Annotated in this window: 16 protein-coding genes; 4 read left to right on the top strand and 12 right to left on the bottom strand. The window is 39.8% G+C overall.

The annotated features are described in order from the left end of the window. A partial coding sequence (locus tag ACQRD1_RS11785) for a hypothetical protein (protein ID WP_427787617.1) occupies positions 1-211 on the top strand: 211 nt, incomplete at its 5' end. Between the two features lie 113 nt (positions 212-324). Here ACQRD1_RS11785 and radA read toward each other — a convergent pair. The 5 genes from radA to ald all read right to left on the bottom strand — a co-directional run bounded on the left by radA (position 325) and on the right by ald (position 6,331). Further along, positions 325-1,683 carry a DNA repair protein RadA gene (radA, locus tag ACQRD1_RS11780; protein ID WP_235234235.1) on the bottom strand — a complete coding sequence of 453 codons (1,359 nt, stop codon included), beginning with the start codon at positions 1,681-1,683 and terminating at the stop codon, positions 325-327. A gap of 107 nt (positions 1,684-1,790) precedes the next feature. Beyond that, entirely contained in the window at positions 1,791-2,204 is a 414-nt protein-coding gene (locus tag ACQRD1_RS11775; protein ID WP_235234233.1) for an endosialidase, read from the bottom strand. 56 nt (positions 2,205-2,260) lie between these two features. Continuing rightward, on the bottom strand, positions 2,261-4,699 hold the full coding sequence (locus ACQRD1_RS11770; RefSeq protein ID WP_235234231.1) for an ATP-dependent Clp protease ATP-binding subunit: 2,439 nt from the start codon (positions 4,697-4,699) through the stop codon (positions 2,261-2,263). Then, positions 4,696-5,079: a GntR family transcriptional regulator gene (locus ACQRD1_RS11765; protein WP_235234230.1), complete on the bottom strand. Its 384-nt coding sequence runs from the start codon at positions 5,077-5,079 to the stop codon at positions 4,696-4,698. The genes ACQRD1_RS11770 and ACQRD1_RS11765 overlap by 4 nt, the downstream gene beginning before the upstream one ends. Positions 5,080-5,212: 133 nt before the next feature. After that, on the bottom strand, positions 5,213-6,331 hold the full coding sequence (gene ald / locus ACQRD1_RS11760) for an alanine dehydrogenase (protein ID WP_235234228.1): 1,119 nt from the start codon (positions 6,329-6,331) through the stop codon (positions 5,213-5,215). A 318-nt stretch (positions 6,332-6,649) separates the two neighbouring features. Between ald and ACQRD1_RS11755 the strand changes: the two genes are divergently transcribed. The 3 genes from ACQRD1_RS11755 (at position 6,650) to ACQRD1_RS11745 (ending at position 10,713) form a co-directional block, all read left to right on the top strand. Further along, positions 6,650-7,507: a MurR/RpiR family transcriptional regulator gene (locus ACQRD1_RS11755; protein WP_235234004.1), complete on the top strand. Its 858-nt coding sequence runs from the start codon at positions 6,650-6,652 to the stop codon at positions 7,505-7,507. 42 nt (positions 7,508-7,549) lie between these two features. Beyond that, entirely contained in the window at positions 7,550-8,383 is an 834-nt protein-coding gene (locus ACQRD1_RS11750) for an AraC family transcriptional regulator (RefSeq protein WP_235234003.1), read from the top strand. Positions 8,384-8,490: 107 nt separating this feature from the next. Continuing rightward, entirely contained in the window at positions 8,491-10,713 is a 2,223-nt protein-coding gene (locus ACQRD1_RS11745) for an alpha-galactosidase (RefSeq protein WP_235234002.1), read from the top strand. A gap of 87 nt (positions 10,714-10,800) precedes the next feature. Here ACQRD1_RS11745 and purD read toward each other — a convergent pair whose 3' ends face one another. The 7 genes from purD to ACQRD1_RS11710 form a co-directional block, all read right to left on the bottom strand. After that, positions 10,801-12,072: a phosphoribosylamine--glycine ligase gene (gene purD, locus ACQRD1_RS11740; protein ID WP_235234001.1), complete on the bottom strand. Its 1,272-nt coding sequence runs from the start codon at positions 12,070-12,072 to the stop codon at positions 10,801-10,803. A 2-nt stretch (positions 12,073-12,074) separates the two neighbouring features. Beyond that, entirely contained in the window at positions 12,075-12,704 is a 630-nt protein-coding gene (purN, locus tag ACQRD1_RS11735; protein WP_235234000.1) for a phosphoribosylglycinamide formyltransferase, read from the bottom strand. After that, on the bottom strand, positions 12,698-13,723 hold the full coding sequence (gene purM / locus ACQRD1_RS11730) for a phosphoribosylformylglycinamidine cyclo-ligase (RefSeq protein WP_235233999.1): 1,026 nt from the start codon (positions 13,721-13,723) through the stop codon (positions 12,698-12,700). The genes purN and purM overlap by 7 nt, the downstream gene beginning before the upstream one ends. Positions 13,724-13,774: 51 nt before the next feature. Continuing rightward, positions 13,775-14,287: a 5-(carboxyamino)imidazole ribonucleotide mutase gene (gene purE, locus ACQRD1_RS11725; protein WP_235233998.1), complete on the bottom strand. Its 513-nt coding sequence runs from the start codon at positions 14,285-14,287 to the stop codon at positions 13,775-13,777. A gap of 71 nt (positions 14,288-14,358) precedes the next feature. Next, on the bottom strand, positions 14,359-16,419 hold the full coding sequence (locus tag ACQRD1_RS11720; RefSeq protein WP_427787614.1) for an aminopeptidase: 2,061 nt from the start codon (positions 16,417-16,419) through the stop codon (positions 14,359-14,361). Continuing rightward, positions 16,420-16,815 carry a DUF6142 family protein gene (locus ACQRD1_RS11715; protein ID WP_235233995.1) on the bottom strand — a complete coding sequence of 132 codons (396 nt, stop codon included), beginning with the start codon at positions 16,813-16,815 and terminating at the stop codon, positions 16,420-16,422. Further along, positions 16,778-17,263: a VanZ family protein gene (locus ACQRD1_RS11710; RefSeq protein ID WP_235233994.1), complete on the bottom strand. Its 486-nt coding sequence runs from the start codon at positions 17,261-17,263 to the stop codon at positions 16,778-16,780. The genes ACQRD1_RS11715 and ACQRD1_RS11710 overlap by 38 nt, the downstream gene beginning before the upstream one ends. Positions 17,264-17,269: the final 6 nt, after the last annotated feature.

The raw sequence follows: 17,269 nt of genomic DNA, 5'->3' as shown, positions 1-17,269 counted from the left end.
CATATCAATATATCATATGTTTTCTCGCTTGTCAACAACTTTTTTAAATTTATTTTTCGTCGTTCTTTCATTGCGAATCATCGCTCAACCGACAGCTTATTTAGATTACCATACTTGTCGACAAATGTCAACAAGTATTTTAATCTTTTTTGCTAACGCTTCTTTTCTAGCAATCTCTCAGATGTCTCTTTCGTCAGCTTTGTTAGGATAACACATAGAATCTGGAATTGTCAATATTATTTTTATTTTTTATTTTATTTATACAATTCGCACAATTTGTTCGAGATATTCTCTACTTTTCTCACCACAATTACTCTTTACTAATTATGTCAAAAGATTCATTGCCTGATTCACGGATTTAATTCCAATTACTTCTATTCCAGCCACTTTTCCGATGTTCTTTACAGAAACCTCTGGAACAATACATGTTTTAAATCCAAGTTTTTTTGCCTCTGCCACTCTCTGTTCTGGCATAGTTACTGCCCGGACTTCTCCACTTAAACCTACTTCTCCAAATACAATTGCATCTTCAGGTACAGGTTTATTTTTATAACTAGACGCAATCGCCATCACGATTCCTAAGTCTACCGCCGGTTCATTCATTTTCATGCCCCCAGCAATATTTACATATGCATCATAATTTGACAAAGGAAGTCCCACTCTCTTTTCCAATACTGCCATCAATAGGTTCACTCTATTATAATCAAGTCCCGCCGCCGTCCTTCTCGGCATTCCAAAATTACTCCTGCATACAAGCGCCTGAATTTCCAAAAGCATTGGTCTTGTTCCTTCCATTGCACAGGCAACGACTGATCCAGATGCATTTTCAGGCTTTCCACTTAGCATGAATTCTGATGGATTCTCCACTTCTGCCAGACCGCTTTTTTGCATCTCAAACACACCTATTTCGTTCGTTGATCCAAAACGATTCTTAACTCCTCGCAAGATGCGATACGAAGCATGCCTGTCTCCCTCAAAATAAAGCACTGTGTCCACCATATGCTCCAGCACACGTGGTCCAGCCACTGTTCCTTCTTTTGTTACATGTCCGACAATAAATATAGAAATATTCAATCCTTTTGCCAACTGCATAAATATATTCGTAGATTCTCTTACCTGCGACACACTTCCCGGTGCGGATTCCACTTCTTCATTATACATCGTCTGGATAGAATCAATCACGACCATATCTGGCTTCTGCTGTTCAATAACATTTTTTATGATATCCAGGCTCGTTTCGCACAAAAGATATAAGGTCTCTGCAAATGTCCCCATTCGATTTGCTCTCAGTTTGATCTGCTTCAGAGACTCTTCTCCTGATATATATAATATTTTTTTATTCATTGCGGACAGTCTTTGACACACCTGAAGAAGCAGAGTTGATTTCCCGATTCCCGGATCGCCTCCTACCAATACCAAAGATCCCGGTACAATTCCTCCTCCCAGAACACGATCCAGTTCATCAATTCCTGTTTTCATCCTTTCATCTTCATCTGTAGTAATACTTGTCAAAGTAACTACTTTCGTCTCTTTACGTTCTTTTACTGCCACCTGCTTTATTGAAGTCACTTTTTCTTCTACGAATGTATTCCACTCCTTACATGCAGGGCATTGCCCCAGCCATTTACTCTCTTCATGTCCACAATTCTGACAGAAAAAAATACTTTTCTTTGCTTTTGCCATATCTCTCTCCTGATGTTTCAATGATACTTATATATTTTGTCAGCTAACAACATCTCTCTTTATTCAGAAAAAGGGCTGCAATCAGCAGCCCTTTTATGGTACTATCATTATTTTTTTACTACTTTTACTTCAACAGATTTATCAGGCTCTAATTCAGCACTTACACTCAACTTACCACTTAAATTAGTCCTCATATCTCCCACATTTACATCATCCATGTATACAACGTATTCGCTATCCGCCTCTAATTCCAAAGTAAACTGTGCATCTTTGGTTCCTGACACTTTAAACGACACAATATCTTCACTTGCCTTAAAGTTCTCAACAGATGTTCCCGGTACAGATTCGTATACAAACATACCGTTTTTCTCTAACTTTGTAATCTCAGCAAATGTCTTTACCTTATATAAGTCCCCCTGAAATTCGAATCCATCCAGTTTTGTTTTGCTGCCTAATGTATAATCTCCAAAACTAAGTGTTCCATCTGCTTCGGCTTTCAAAAGTTCTTTCACTGCTGCCATTTGTTTCTCCTCCTAAGGTTCTTCTTTTGTACCCCTTATTATATATCAAAAATATATTAATTTGTAGTCTTAGGGACAAATTTTATTTCTTTTTTAGACATTCCAACTATCACTTCGGAACCCCGTTTAATCTCCCCACTAAGAATAGCTTCTGCCAATTTATCTTCTAGTTGATTTTGAACAGCTCTCCGTAACGGACGCGCCCCATATTTTTGATCAGTTCCCGTTTCTACAATATGCTTTTTCACAGAATCTCTGATAATAAGCTGAATTCCCAGTTGTTCTTTGGCTCGAGATATCAATTCTCTACACATTAATCCCACGATCTTTTTCATCTGATCTTTATTCAGCGGATGGAATACAAGAATCTCATCAATACGGTTCAAAAATTCTGGTCGGAAGATTAATTTTATTTCATTCATTACATTATTCTTCATCCTCTTGTAATCTCCAGCCTCATCTTCTTTCACATTAAAGCCCAGTTTTTTCGGATCAATAATTGCCTGTGCTCCCGCATTTGATGTCATAATGATCACTGTATTGCGAAAATCTACTTTTCTTCCCTGAGAATCTGTAATATGACCATCATCGAGAACCTGCAAAAGAATATTAAATACATCTGGATGCGCTTTTTCAATCTCATCAAACAGAATCACTGAATATGGATGTCGTCTAACCTGTTCGCTAAGCTGGCCGCCATCATCATGTCCCACGTATCCCGGCGGAGAACCAATCATTTTTGCAACGCTGTGCTTTTCCATGTATTCCGACATGTCAACTCGTATCATGGATTCTTCATTTCCAAAAAGTGCTTCTGCCAACGCTTTAGACAATTCTGTCTTGCCTACACCCGTTGGTCCCAGGAACAGGAATGAACCGATTGGACGTGTCGGATCTTTAAGTCCCACTCTTCCCCTTTTGATTGATTTTGCTACCGCAGTAACGGCTTCATCCTGGCCGATCACACGTTTATGAAGTGTCTGTTCCAGTTTATTCAGTCTTGCGCTTTCAGATTCCGCAAGTCTTTGTACAGGTATCTTTGTCCATTGTGACACAACATCTGCAATATCATTTTCTGTCACTATAACCTTTTTCCCGGCGTTCCTTTTTTCAAAACGTTTCTTCATCTGCTCCAGCCTCTGCATTATCTCTTCCTGCTCTTTATGAAGCAAAGAAGCCTCCTGCATATTTCCATTGCGAATTGCTTCTTCCAACTCATTTGACAATTCACACACAGTCTCTTCCAAACGATATATATTTTCAGGAACTTTAAATCCTCGCAGGCTGACTTTTGAGCAAGCTTCATCCAAGACATCTATCGCTTTATCCGGAAGAAACCTGTCATTAATATATCGACTCGACAATCTAACAGCTGCACATAATGCTTCTTCTTCTATCATCACATGATGATGCTCTTCATATTTTGCACATAGACCTTTTAAAATATCCAGGCAGTGTTCTTCTGTTGGCTCTTCTACAGTTATTGGTTGAAACCGCCTCTCTAAAGCCGCATCTTTTTCAATATATTTACGATATTCGGCTATCGTGGTCGCACCAATCAATTGCAACTCCCCGCGTGCCAGTGAAGGTTTTAATATATTGGATGCATCCATCGCACCTTCTGCCCCTCCTGCACCGATAATCGTATGCACTTCATCAAGGAACAGAATCACATTACCAGCTGCTTTCACTTCCTGGATCAGCCGCTTCATTCTTTCTTCAAATTCTCCACGATACTTTGAGCCTGCTACCATCGCCGCCAGATCCATCATAAGAATTCTCTTATCCTTCATTCCTTCCGGCACAACACCAGATGCAATCCGCGACGCAAGGCCTTCAATTACTGCCGTCTTTCCCACTCCCGGTTCTCCTACCAGGCAAGGATTGTTTTTCGTTCTTCTACTCAACACTTGCATCAGACGACTGATTTCTTCTTCTCTTCCAATTACAGGGTCGAGTTTTCCCTCTTCGGCCCGTACCGTCAAATCGGTCCCAAATCGCTCTAGAACCCCCTCTTTTTTCGATGCACCCTCCTGCATCATATCTTCCTGATATTCCTTCGGATCCAATCCAAGTACCATCAAGATGTCCTGGTACATCTTTTGTATATTAATATTTAAAGTAAGTAATATACGTGTAGCAACACAATCCGCATCATGCATTAGCGCCAGCAACATATGCTCTGTCCCAATCTTATCCGAACGGGAATGTATTGCTTCTGTTTTACTTTCCTCTAAAATATATTCCAATCTAGGACTAAATTCCGGCTGATATTTTACCGATACGTCTCCCGTCTGAGATACCAGTTCATCTACAATTTTTAAAATCTTCTCTTCATCCACACCATTCGTGGCCAAAATCTGTCCCGCAACTCCACTATAAACTTTTCGCAATCCAAGAAGCAGATGTTCCGTTCCAACATAGGGATGGTTTAAATCTTTTGCAGTCTTCTTTGCAATCTGCAAAACACTATTCGCCTGTTCTGTATAATTCATTCTGTCTTTCCCTTTCCATATTCGTCAAATATCTCATCTACCAATGCATGCACTTCTTCCCTCGAAATGTTCTTGCATCTTCCTTTTGCCAATAAAATCCGCATTCGTTCCTTCATTTCGAGAAGCGCTCTTGCTTTATCAACATCAATCGCAATTACTGCGCCTTTCCTCCTGTCAAGCTGAATAAATCCTTCTTGCTTCAGAATTGCATATGCTTTATTCACCGTGTGCATATTAATGCCTACAGTCTCAGCCAGCTGTCTGACCGAAGGAAGACTGTCTCCCTCTTGTATCATATCTGTCGCAATTCCCAAAATAATCTGATTTTGCAGCTGAACGTATATCGCTTCATCACTATTAAAGTCAATCTCTATCAGCATAGTATCACCTTTTTCTAAACCTTGTGTCTTTTGTTATATATATAATATAACATAAGTAAAGGGAGCTTACAACCTAAATTGTAAGCCCCCTTTGCAACTTTGAAGGAATTAAGTTTGGAAATTTTAATATTAATTAGCAAAGTGTCTTGATATCTACATATTCATAGCAATCGAAGCTGTCTGCAACGTTCTTGCAGGTCAGTTTTCCATCATATGTATTGATTGCAGAGTAGATAACTTCGTTATCTTTACAAGCCTGCTCTAAGCCTTTGTTTGCAATCTGCAGACCATAGCTTAATGTAGCATTTGTAAGAGCAATTGTTGATGTTCTTGGAACTGCTCCTGGCATATTTCCTACACAGTAGTGAACAACGCCATCTTCTACGAAGATTGGGTCATCATGATATGTAACCTTTGTTGTCTCGCCACATCCACCCTGGTCAACTGCAACGTCTACGAATACAGCACCTGGTTTCATCTCTTTCAGATATTTCTTCTTAAAGATCTTCGGTGCAGATTTTCCTGGAATCAATACACAACCGATAACAAGATCAGCCTCTTTTACTGCTTTTTCAATATTAGCATCTGTAGAAACTAATGTCTGAACACGTGCTCCGAAAAGGTCATCCAGATAAGCTAATCTTGGAAGGCTAATATCCATAATTGTTACATTAGCGCCCATTCCAACTGCAATCTTACAAGCGTTTGTTCCTACATTACCACCACCAAGGATTACGATGTTAGCCTTTGGAGTTCCTGGAACACCTGCAAGAAGAACACCTTCTCCACCAAATCTCTTTTCAAGATATTTAGCACCTTCCTGGATACTGAGACGTCCGGCAATCTGGCTCATTGGTGCAAGAAGTGGAAGGCCTCCATTTCTTGGGTCAAATAATGTCTCATAAGCAACACCTTTTACCTTGCCATTCAAAAGCGCATCTGTCTGCGGTTTGTCAGCTGCAAGATGAAGATACGTATAAAGGATAAGCCCTTCATGGAATAATGGATACTCTTCTGGCAATGGCTCTTTAACCTTAACCATCATCTCAGAAATATCCCATACCTCTTTTGCTGTATCTAATAACTTTGCTCCAGCTGCTGCATATTCTTCATCTGAAAATCCAGAACCAATTCCAGCACCTTTCTCAATATAAACTTCATGACCTGCATTTACATAACTTTTTGCATTATCTGGTGTCATACCTACGCGAAATTCATTGTTCTTAATTTCTTTTACGCATCCTACTTTCATTTCAATCTACCTCCTACTCTTACACTAAGTTAATAGTCTGTCGCTCGTTCCGACATTGACATTTTTTGAACAATATTTTTCACTCCCAATTTTTTGTGAAGAATATTATTCATTTGTCTCTAAAATTAGACTAACACATGCATCTATATTATTCAACAAAAGTTATTTTTTTCACAAAACTTTTAATTGTATTGATAAAATAGCTATTGTATCTACAATTTACTTGCATTATTTTGCGTTTCATGATTAAATTTAACTATACATTATGATATAATATGGAAAATATTCCTTATATCTGCGATTTCCGGAGGAAAACATATGAAAGAATTAAGAGAAATCTTCCACAACGCCAATTTAACCAAAACACAGAAAATGATTGCAAAATATGTATTGGATAATTCATCTGATGCATGTTTCATGACTTCCACCGAGATCGCTTTGAAATTAGGAGTAAGTGAATCCTCCGTTATTCGATTCAGCAGGTCTCTCGGATTCACCGGATTCATGGATTTCCAAAAAGCCTTGAGAAAAGATTATCAAGACAAAGTATTTAGCATTTCCAGCAGTATTACTGTACCAGCACAGCGTGTTGCCAAAAGAGCGAAATTAGAAAATAATTCTGATTATCTTAATCGCCATTTAAAAAATGCTGCAAAAAATCTGGAATCTGTATTTGTCAATAATTCCAGTAATGTATTTGAAGAAGCTGCGGATATCATCATCTCCAGTAAGCACAAATACATTGCTGCATCCCGTGGCAATTCTTGTCTGGGTGACTTTTTCTTACTGTATTTAAAACATATGATACCGAATGTAGAGATGACCAATGCGTCTCCGATCAGCCCCATCGATCATATGTGTAATATCAGCAAAGACGATTGCCTGATTGTCTTCTCTTTTCCCAGATATTCATCGGTAGATAAGATTACCGCTGAGATGGCAAAAGAAGTAGGTGCCAGCATTATCGTAATCACTGATAAGCCCAGTTCTTTGCTGGCTCAGTATGCAACAGTTCTTCTTACCGTTCCAGTAGACAGTAACGCTTTCTTTAATTCAATGGTCGGTCCACAATTTGTAGCCGAAGCGTTGCTTGAAACTATCAGCCATAAGGTAAAAGGATTTGAAAAACGCCTGAAAAAAATTGACAAATATCTTGAAAAATTGGGGAATTATTGATTTCTCAAAATGACTATTCTCATGCATATACAAAGGAGCAACATGGAAGCATCATATATTCATCAGACATCTGACAGAAAGTTCTCAGATTTATATTTGTGTTATTGTGGATACGACGAATGTGCGTCAGGGCATAGTTTTGGTCCGGCGGTACGTCCGAACTATCTATTACATTATATTCTAAAAGGAAAAGGTCAATACCATATTGGAGAAAAAAGATATCATCTGTCTGCCGGCCAGGGATTCTTGATTTTCCCACAGATACAGACATTTTATCAAGCCGATATCTCCGATCCATGGACTTATATCTGGGTCGGTTTTGACGGAAATAGTGCCCGCCAGTATCTACAAGACATCGGTCTTACCCGTCAGCATCCAACTTTCCAATGCAGCTATGCAGATGAATTAAAACAGACAGTCCTCCACATGCTGAACAACAATACTTCCGCTGTCATGAATCAGTTTTTATCAGAGAGCTTAATCTATTCTTTTTTTTCCATCCTGTCAAGAGACATTTCCACTGTCATTCCTACACAATTAGAGGAAGGAAATCTATATGTAAGGCGTGCAGTAGAATTTATTCAAGATAACTATTCTCTTCCAATTCATGTAACAGATATTGCTAATTATGTCTGTATTAACCGTAGTTATCTCTATACACTTTTTCGTAAATATCTTGGTGTATCACCACAGGAATATCTTGCCAATTACCGAATCACACATGCAGCAGAACTTCTGAGACTGACAGATCTATCTATTGAGAGCGTGGCCTTTTCTTGTGGTTACACAGATGCCCTCGTTTTTTCTAAAACGTTCAAGACACATATGGGACAAACACCTTCCAGCTATCGCAAAGAAAGCCGGCAGACCACATGACCGGCTTTTTAACATTTTGACTGTTTTGTCTAACATATCTTTCTACTTTTTCCATCACTTTTTTTCTATAATCATCTTATAGCATCGTATTATTAGGAGGTACTAACATGAATATCATCTTTCAAGAGCATTCAAAAACTTTTCATCTGTATAATGACACCATCAGTTATATCATGAGCGTATTGCCTACCGGCCATATGGCACAATTATATTTTGGAAAACACATCCATCACAAAGAGGATTTTTCTTATCTTGTAGAATCTGCTCCAAGACCGATGGCATCTTATCTGATAGAAAATGACAAAACAATTTCATTAGAACATATCAAGCAAGAATATGGCGTATACGGGACCACCGACTACCGAGAATCTGCTGTTGAGATTCTTCAGGCTAACGGGAGCCGTATCTCAGACTTCCAATATTCTGGTCATATGATTACTTCCGGCAAGCCAAAGCTTACTGGACTTCCGGCAACTTATACAGAAGATGATTCTGAGGCAATGACACTCACACTTCAATTAAAAGATACTGTCACAGGAATGGAGCTGGAATTATTATATACAATTTTCTGCAAAGGTGGTATCATCGCACGCAGCGCGAGATTTACAAATCATGGTTCTGAAAGCATACATCTGACCAAAGCTATGAGTCTTTGCATGGATTTACCAGATTATAATTATGATTTTCTTCACTTTTCAGGTGCATGGGCCAGAGAACGTCATCTGAAAACAAGGAAACTAGAACAGGGCATTCAATCTGTCGGAAGCCTTCGAGGTCATTCTTCCCATGAACATAATCCATTCATCATACTGAAGCGTCCAACTGCCGATGAATTCCAAGGAGAAGCAATTGGATTCAGTCTAATATACAGTGGCAATTTTCTCGCTCAAGTGGAAGTAGATACTCACGCTTCATCCAGAGTTTTGCTTGGAATCCATCCCGACACTTTTGACTGGAAATTAGAATCTGGTGAAAGTTTCCAGACCCCAGAAGCCGTAATGGTCTACTCAGACAAGGGACTGAATCATATGAGTCAGACTTTCCAGAAATTATATCAAAAGCGACTGGCACGTGGAGTCTGGCGTGATAAAGCCCGTCCGATTCTAATTAACAATTGGGAAGCAACATATTTTGATTTTAACGAAGATAAGATTCTCGAGATTGCCCACACAGCCAAAGAAAGTGGTGTGGAACTCTTCGTCCTGGATGACGGCTGGTTTGGCGGCCGCAGAAACGAACATGCCGGACTTGGTGACTGGATTCCAAATCCAGATCTTCTCCCACATGGAATTGCAGGACTTTCTCAAAAAATCGAAGAATTGGGCATGAAATTCGGCCTTTGGTTTGAGCCTGAAATGATTAACAAAGATTCTGACCTTTACCGGGCACATCCAGACTGGATGCTCCAGACACCACAGAGAAATGCATCTCACGGTCGTTATCAGTTTGTTTTGGACTTCTCCCGAAAAGAAGTCGTAGATCATATCTATCAGATGATGGCTAAGATTTTGGACGAATCCCATATTTCTTACATAAAGTGGGATATGAACCGCAGCATTACGGAATGTTATTCAGCAATACTTCCCGCCGATAGGCAGGGCGAAGTATTCCACCGCTATATTCTGGGTGTTTATGACTTATATGAGAGACTTACTTCACAATTCCCGGAGGTGCTTTTTGAATCCTGTGCAAGTGGAGGTGCTCGTTTTGATCCTGGAATGTTATATTATGCGCCACAGTGTTGGACTAGCGATGATACGGATGCAATTGAACGTTTGAAGATTCAATATGGTACTTCCTACTGTTATCCGATCAGCAGCATGGGAAGTCATGTATCCGTAACACCGAACCATCAACTTGCACGTACAACACCTCTTCACACACGTGCAAACGTTGCATACTTTGGAACTTTTGGATATGAGTTAGACTTAAACAAACTGACGAAAGAAGAACAAAGCGAGGTCAAAGAACAGATTATATTCATGAAAAAATATCGCCAACTCATTCAGTTTGGTACATTTTACCGCTTAAGCAGTCCATTTGAAAGCAATACAACTATGTGGATGGTTGTAAGTGAGGATAAGACAGAGGCCATCGTTGGCTGGTACAAAGTACTGAATACTGTAAATGATTCTTACACACGCATCCAGCTTAAGGGATTGGACCCAGCTCTATGTTATGAAAATACAATAACCGGTAAAATGTATTATGGTGATGAGTTGATGAATCTTGGTTTGATTACTACTGATGTGTCTGCGGGAGAAGCATATGGAGATCTGGAACCAGGCGGAGATTTTGATTCCAGATTATATATCTTCAAAGCAAAATAACTTACTATTATCGTTAGATTCTTTGTAAAGAGCGATGTATGTTTTTTCATACATCGCTCTATTATAATAATAAATAATAATTACTACCTATGCCTCATCGATTGCCTTACCGATATCATGTCTCATATATTTATTATCGAACTGTACCCATTCTGTCGCTGCGTATGCATTGGCCCTTGCCTCTTTCAGATCTTTTCCTTTCGCAGTTACTCCAAGCACACGTCCTCCATTCGTTACGATCTGATCTCCATCGAATTTGGTTCCCGCATGGAAACAGTAATAGCCTTCATGCTTCTTGAATTCATCCAAACCGCTGATTGGAAGGCCTTTATCGTATTTTACCGGATACCCTTCACTTGCAAGTACTACGCAGACTGCAGCATTGTCTTCAAACTGCAGATCAATCTGATCTAGAGTTCCGTCTATACAAGCTTCTACAACATCAATGATATCATTCTTCATTCTCGGAAGAACAACCTGCGCTTCTGGATCTCCGAATCTTGCATTATATTCCAATACCTTTGGTCCATCTTCTGTCAGCATCAGTCCAAAGAAGATTACTCCCTTGAAAGGTCTTCCTTCTGCTTTCATCGCATCTACCGTTGCCTGATAGATATATTTATTACAGAAATCTTCTACTTCTTTTGTATAGAATGGACTTGGAGAGAATGTTCCCATACCACCGGTATTTAATCCTGTGTCACCATCTCCGGCACGTTTATGATCCTGTGCGGAAGTCATAGTCTTAATGGTATTGCCGTCAACAAAAGACAGGACAGATACTTCCCGTCCGGTCATAAATTCCTCAATAACCATCTCATTACCGGCTGTGCCGAATTTTTTATCCAGCATAATGGTCTTAACGCCATCTTTTGCCTCTTCCAGATCGTTACAGATCAGCACGCCTTTACCAAGGGCCAATCCATCTGCTTTCAGTACAATCGGGAATTTTGCAGTTTCAAGGTAAGCAAGTGCCTTATCCGGATCAGTAAAATTCTCATATGCTGCAGTTGGAATATTGTACTTTTTCATCAGATCCTTGGAAAATGCCTTTGAGCCTTCCAGAATCGCTGCATTCTTTCTTGGTCCAAATGCACGGATGCCTACCGCTTCCAGTTCATCCACCAGTCCGCCTACCAATGGATCATCCATGCCGACAATTACCAGATCGACTTCTTTTTCCTTTGCAAATGCAACGATCTTGTCAAATTCCATCGCGCCGATCGGTGCACACTCTGCATATTCTGCAATTCCGGCATTTCCAGGTGTACAGTAGATCTTATCTGTCTTTGCACTCTTTGCCACACAGTATGCGATTGCATGCTCTCTTCCGCCGCTTCCTACGATTAATACTTTCATCCTTAATCCCTCCTAATCACTGTTCTGCCATCTATCACACTGACTTTGTCATTTGCAATCAGGTCAATTGCTTTTGGAAGTATCTTCCATTCTGCCTGTTCCATTACTCGTCTCTGGAGTACTTCCGGAGTATCTCCCTGCTCTACTTCCACAGCCTTTTGCAGAATAATCGGCCCAGTATCCGTTCCTTCATCTACATAATGTACCGTCGCACCAACCACTTTTACGCCACGGGCAAGAGCTGCCTCATGTACTTTCAGGCCATAGAACCCAGTTCCGCAGAAAGACGGAATCAAAGACGGATGGATATTAATGATCCGGTTTCTGTATTTTTCAATCATTGCAGGAGGAATCACAACCAAAAATCCCGCCAATACGATCAGATCCGGCTGCATCTCATCAACAGCTTTGATAAATTTCTCATTAAATTCTGCCCGCGAAGAAAACTGCTTCGGTGAGATACACTGACCTGCAATCCCATGCTTCTTTGCTCTCTCCAATGCATAGGCATTTTGATTATTACTGATAACTCCGACAATCTTTGTATTTGTAATGGCACCAGATTCTACTGCATCAATAATTGCCTGCAGATTCGTTCCGCCGCCAGATACCAGCACAACTACATTTAGCATAATGTAACTCCCTTTTCTCCGGCTTCAATATGACCAACAACGTATGGTGTCTCTCCGGCTGCTTTGATTGCTTCCATTGCTTTCTCCACGTCTGCAGGATCTAATGCGATGACCATTCCAAGTCCCATATTGAATGTGTTATACATCATTTCCTCTGCAATATCTCCTTCTTTCGCCAGAAGTTTGAAGATTGCAGGAACCTCATAACTATTCTTTTCTACAACTGCTCTCACGCCGTCCGGTAACATTCTCGGAATATTTTCATAAAAGCCGCCACCAGTAATATGGCTGCATCCTTTTACTTTTACACCGCTGTTCTTAATGCTCTTTAACGCTTTTACATAGATCTTTGTAGGAGCGATCAAAGCTTCTCCTAATGTCTTACCCAGTTCATCATAATATGTATCCAGAGACTCTTTCGTCATCTCAAACACTTTACGGACAAGGGAGAATCCGTTACTATGAACACCGCTGGAAGCCATACCAACCAGCACATCCCCTGGTTTAATATTCTCACCGCTGATGATATCCTTTTTATCGACAACACCTACAGCAAATCCTGCAAGATCATATTCATCTTCCGGCATAAGTCCCGGATGTTCTGCCGTTTCTCCACCGACCAGAGCACATTCTGACTGTTTACATCCTTCTGCAACTCCACTTACAATTGTTGCAATTTTTTCAGGATAATTCTTTCCACATGCAATATAATCTAAGAAGAATAATGGCTCGCCCCCTGAGCAGGCAATATCATTTACACACATTGCAACAGCATCGATTCCAATGGTATCATGCTTGTCCATTACAAATGCGAGTTTTACCTTTGTTCCGCAACCATCTGTTCCTGACAACAGGACAGGTTCTTCCATATTCTTAATACCACTCAAATCAAAAGCACCGGCAAATCCGCCAAGACCACCTAAAACCTCTGGTCTCATTGTCTCTTTTACATGTTTTTTCATAAGTTCTACTGATCTGTAGCCAGCTTCAATATCAACGCCTGCGTTCTTGTAATCCATAACGTATCTCCTTATTATATGCTTTATTTTTCTACTTTTTATTCGTATCTTTTATTTTTGAGCAAGATATGCCTCATATCCAATCTCATCCAGCTTTGCAGCCTTGCCCTGCACTGCCTCTTTCATCTCTCTTGTATAGGCTTTTAACTTGTCCAGAAGTGCTTCATCAGAAGCCGCAAGAATCTTTGCAGCAAGAATCGCTGCATTCTTGGCTCCATCGATTGCTACAGTTGCAACCGGAACTCCCGGCGGCATCTGCATGATAGAAAATACTGCATCCATTCCATCCAGATTCTTTCCGGAAAGCGGAACTCCGATTACCGGTAATGCAAATAAAGCTGCACACATACCTGGAAGTGCCGCAGCCATTCCGGCTCCTGCTATTATAACTTTCACTCCACGTCCTTCAGCTCCTCGCGTCCACTCAATCAGTTCATCCGGCTCACGATGAGCAGAGATAATAGTCATCTCATAATCGATTCCCAGCTCTTCCAACATTGCGGCTGCCTTACTCATAACCTTCAAGTCAGAATCGCTGCCCATAATAATACCTACTTTCGGCATATTTTTCATCCTTTCTTTCCATAGTTTGCTATATAAGCACCTCAAGAATCCTATTCTGTCAGTGTTCATTGCTATGCGTTCACTATACCGTATTTATCCAGATTTTTCAATGGTTCATTCAGAATCTCTGTTCCTTCCAACACAAATCTTCCATTTTCCAGCAGAAGAATCTCTTCTCCATTTTTTGTCACTACTGTAATACTTTTCAATTCTTCATATGGAATCGTAATGTCTGTATGGCAATGGAAATATGCCTTGGAAACATCTTCTTTTCTTAAAGCAGATATCGAATTATCTTTTGCTACAATCTCTTTCCCATTTGGATTATATACCTTAATATCCTCACTCCAGCTATAACAAGTATCTCCAACTGCAAAATGAGGTCCCATCTTTTCTGCAATCAGAATCGGCATTTTTTCCTCGATACCATATTTTTTGGCTGCTACATAGGCTGTTGTATTGGTTCCAATTGCAAATTCCCCCAGCGGGAGTGTCGGATGTTTATAAAGGATATTATCACGAATATATTCTTTATTCTCTAGTTCTCTTTCAAAATTTCTACAATTATAGTCTGCGATCATTCCATTGGCAAATGTAATCTCTAGATCCTGATACTGTAATTCATTAAGATATACCTTGCTCACATGCAACACACCATTGGTTCCTTCCAAAACAGGAGATGTGAAGACTTCTCCCACCGGAATATTCACATCTGCCACACAATTCTCAAATATAGTCTCTTTATTCGGGTCATGAAGCGGATGAAGTTGAATCTTAAGATCTGTCTTGTTTCCATCAGCCCCCAGAATATGAACATATTCTCCCTGATCCAGTGCGTCGATCAACGTCTGCTGCACTTTCTCATAAGTCTTGGCATCCAATGTATTGATACGGATAATCTCATCAAATATCTCGTCATATTGTTCTCCTATGTCAGGCACTGGATAAGCAATAATCGTAAAACTCCTCTCGTCACCGCGAATATACTGATTCGTAATCTGACTCTGTCGGCTGTCAAACTGAAGTGCAAGTTCTTCTTGTCTGTCCGTAAGTCGGATGACCTCCTCTTTCTGTCCTGGTGAAAAAGGCTCTTCGCCAAACATGTCTATACAGGCTGGACCTGCAAATTGTGCCGCCTGCTCTTTATGATGCTCATACGTAGTCTGAATGACTTCTAATTTGCGTTCCATAAACTTTTTATCCAAAAATAATGCCTGATCATTGCGGTGATCATATTCATACTGCTTATTAGCAATCGCGCCATAATATCCTATTTTCAGATGCTGACGTTTCGTCAGGACACTTACACCAGAACGATATATGACAGGCTTTAATCCCATTTTTTCAAAATTTTCAATTGCTTTTTTCACTACCTTCTCGAATCCAAGAACATAACGAATATTGACAATTGATTTTTTAGAAAGGTCCTTGCCTGTATTAATGAACCCAATCCGATAACCTTCTGTGTATACATCTGCCATCTTTTGGATCACCGTTTCATCCAATTCCATAAGATGTCTTGCAGTCTGCAATTCATTGTGGCTGATATATTCTCCAAATTGATACAAGTAATTCACATTGTTCAAATCACTGTTCATAATAATATCCACCGCAAACGATTCTGCAGGATCAAGTTGTTCGCAAATTCGATCTGCTGCAAATACATCACAATAATCACTGGCATACCAGTAAATTGTCTCTTTGACATTTTTTAGATTCGGCTCTTCTTCAAACTGATTATAAATTTCAATCAATAATTCAAATAAAATATCCAGATACTCTTTCTTTTGTTCAAAGACATATACTATAGCAGCTCTGAGTTCTGTATACAAAAAACTCAGAATCTGTCCATAGCCTTCTCCAAGCATTTCCACCGCATAGGATGGATTCGCATAGCTCGTGTTATATTGTTGAGGAAGAATATCCTGATATAACCTTTCATTCCACTCTTCCAATTCTTTAAGTTTGAACTGGGCGTATGCTCCTGATTCTATCTGCGTCTTCAATTCATCCAGCATAATGACAAATTCTGCCATCTTTTGAAAAAATTCTCGAAAAGGTGGCTGTACAACCTTTTCGTCTCGCATCTCTTTGATCCGCCCAATTGCCAGTTCATATCTTTCTTCTATCATCTATATAAGCCCCCTGATAAATATTCCAATCAGTCCAAGAAGTATCGCAGCATTTACACCGATCCCTACCTTGCACGTTATGTAATTTTTGTCTCTTTCTTTTAGGCCGCGAAATCCTAATACAAGCCCCATACAGGATAATGCAATCGTTCCCAATCCTACAAATCCGATCAAAATACCAACATCACCTTTGCCAATAAAAGAAATGCTTATCATCAGCAACAGCAGCATTGCTACTACTGCCGCATAGCAACACGAATAGACACCCTTTCTTGCATGTCGAAGTGGTGTCTGTCCGTACTTGGTCTTTATCATCTTTTTTCTCTGTTTTTCTCTGGCTTTCGCAACAGCTTTTGCCCTATCTTCTTCTGTTACTACCTTTTTTCTTATAAACATGTCTTCTCCTTATTGCCGCACAGATTACAAATATAACATATCCCAGGAGACCTCCGATTGTATTCAATAAGAGGTCATCCACATCAAAACTTCCAACTTTCGTAACCAGCTGAAATGTTTCAACACAAAGACTAAGTCCAAAACTATAGAATACAGTAGCCAGAAAGCTTCTGTATTTGCTTGCCATGGGCATAAAGAATCCAAAAGGCATAAAGATAATTACATTGCCAAGCAAATTAGTAAACATAGCGAACAGACCAACCTGATTCCGGTATTCCCAGAATCGATTGATTTCTTTAAAGAGCACAAGATTATAATGATATTCCTGCATCTCTCCTGTCCGTCCGTACCAATCAGAAAATATCAGAAAGTATATAATAAACATAATATATAATACAAAGAATATCTTTCCGAGAATACGGATTCTTTTTCTACTCTTTAATTCCAAAAATAT

Source organism: Bariatricus sp. SGI.019, assembly GCF_050315235.1.
In the GTDB taxonomy this organism is placed as follows: Bacteria; Bacillota; Clostridia; order Lachnospirales; family Lachnospiraceae; genus JAFBIX01.
Note: the sequence above shows the minus strand (reverse complement) of the source record. Positions and strands in the feature narration are given on the sequence as shown.

What these genes read in the sequence shown, in the direction of transcription:
- radA (WP_235234235.1), bottom strand. Translation starts at nt 1,683, where the DNA reads ATGGCAAAAGCAAAGAAAAGTATTTTTTTCTGTCAGAATTGTGGACAT.
- ACQRD1_RS11775 (WP_235234233.1), bottom strand. Translation starts at nt 2,204, where the DNA reads ATGGCAGCAGTGAAAGAACTTTTGAAAGCCGAAGCAGATGGAACACTT.
- ACQRD1_RS11770 (WP_235234231.1), bottom strand. Translation starts at nt 4,699, where the DNA reads ATGAATTATACAGAACAGGCGAATAGTGTTTTGCAGATTGCAAAGAAG.
- ACQRD1_RS11765 (WP_235234230.1), bottom strand. Translation starts at nt 5,079, where the DNA reads ATGCTGATAGAGATTGACTTTAATAGTGATGAAGCGATATACGTTCAG.
- ald (WP_235234228.1), bottom strand. Translation starts at nt 6,331, where the DNA reads ATGAAAGTAGGATGCGTAAAAGAAATTAAGAACAATGAATTTCGCGTA.
- ACQRD1_RS11755 (WP_235234004.1), top strand. Translation starts at nt 6,650, where the DNA reads ATGAAAGAATTAAGAGAAATCTTCCACAACGCCAATTTAACCAAAACA.
- ACQRD1_RS11750 (WP_235234003.1), top strand. Translation starts at nt 7,550, where the DNA reads ATGGAAGCATCATATATTCATCAGACATCTGACAGAAAGTTCTCAGAT.
- ACQRD1_RS11745 (WP_235234002.1), top strand. Translation starts at nt 8,491, where the DNA reads ATGAATATCATCTTTCAAGAGCATTCAAAAACTTTTCATCTGTATAAT.
- purD (WP_235234001.1), bottom strand. Translation starts at nt 12,072, where the DNA reads ATGAAAGTATTAATCGTAGGAAGCGGCGGAAGAGAGCATGCAATCGCA.
- purN (WP_235234000.1), bottom strand. Translation starts at nt 12,704, where the DNA reads ATGCTAAATGTAGTTGTGCTGGTATCTGGCGGCGGAACGAATCTGCAG.
- purM (WP_235233999.1), bottom strand. Translation starts at nt 13,723, where the DNA reads ATGGATTACAAGAACGCAGGCGTTGATATTGAAGCTGGCTACAGATCA.
- purE (WP_235233998.1), bottom strand. Translation starts at nt 14,287, where the DNA reads ATGCCGAAAGTAGGTATTATTATGGGCAGCGATTCTGACTTGAAGGTT.
- ACQRD1_RS11720 (WP_427787614.1), bottom strand. Translation starts at nt 16,419, where the DNA reads ATGATAGAAGAAAGATATGAACTGGCAATTGGGCGGATCAAAGAGATG.
- ACQRD1_RS11715 (WP_235233995.1), bottom strand. Translation starts at nt 16,815, where the DNA reads ATGTTTATAAGAAAAAAGGTAGTAACAGAAGAAGATAGGGCAAAAGCT.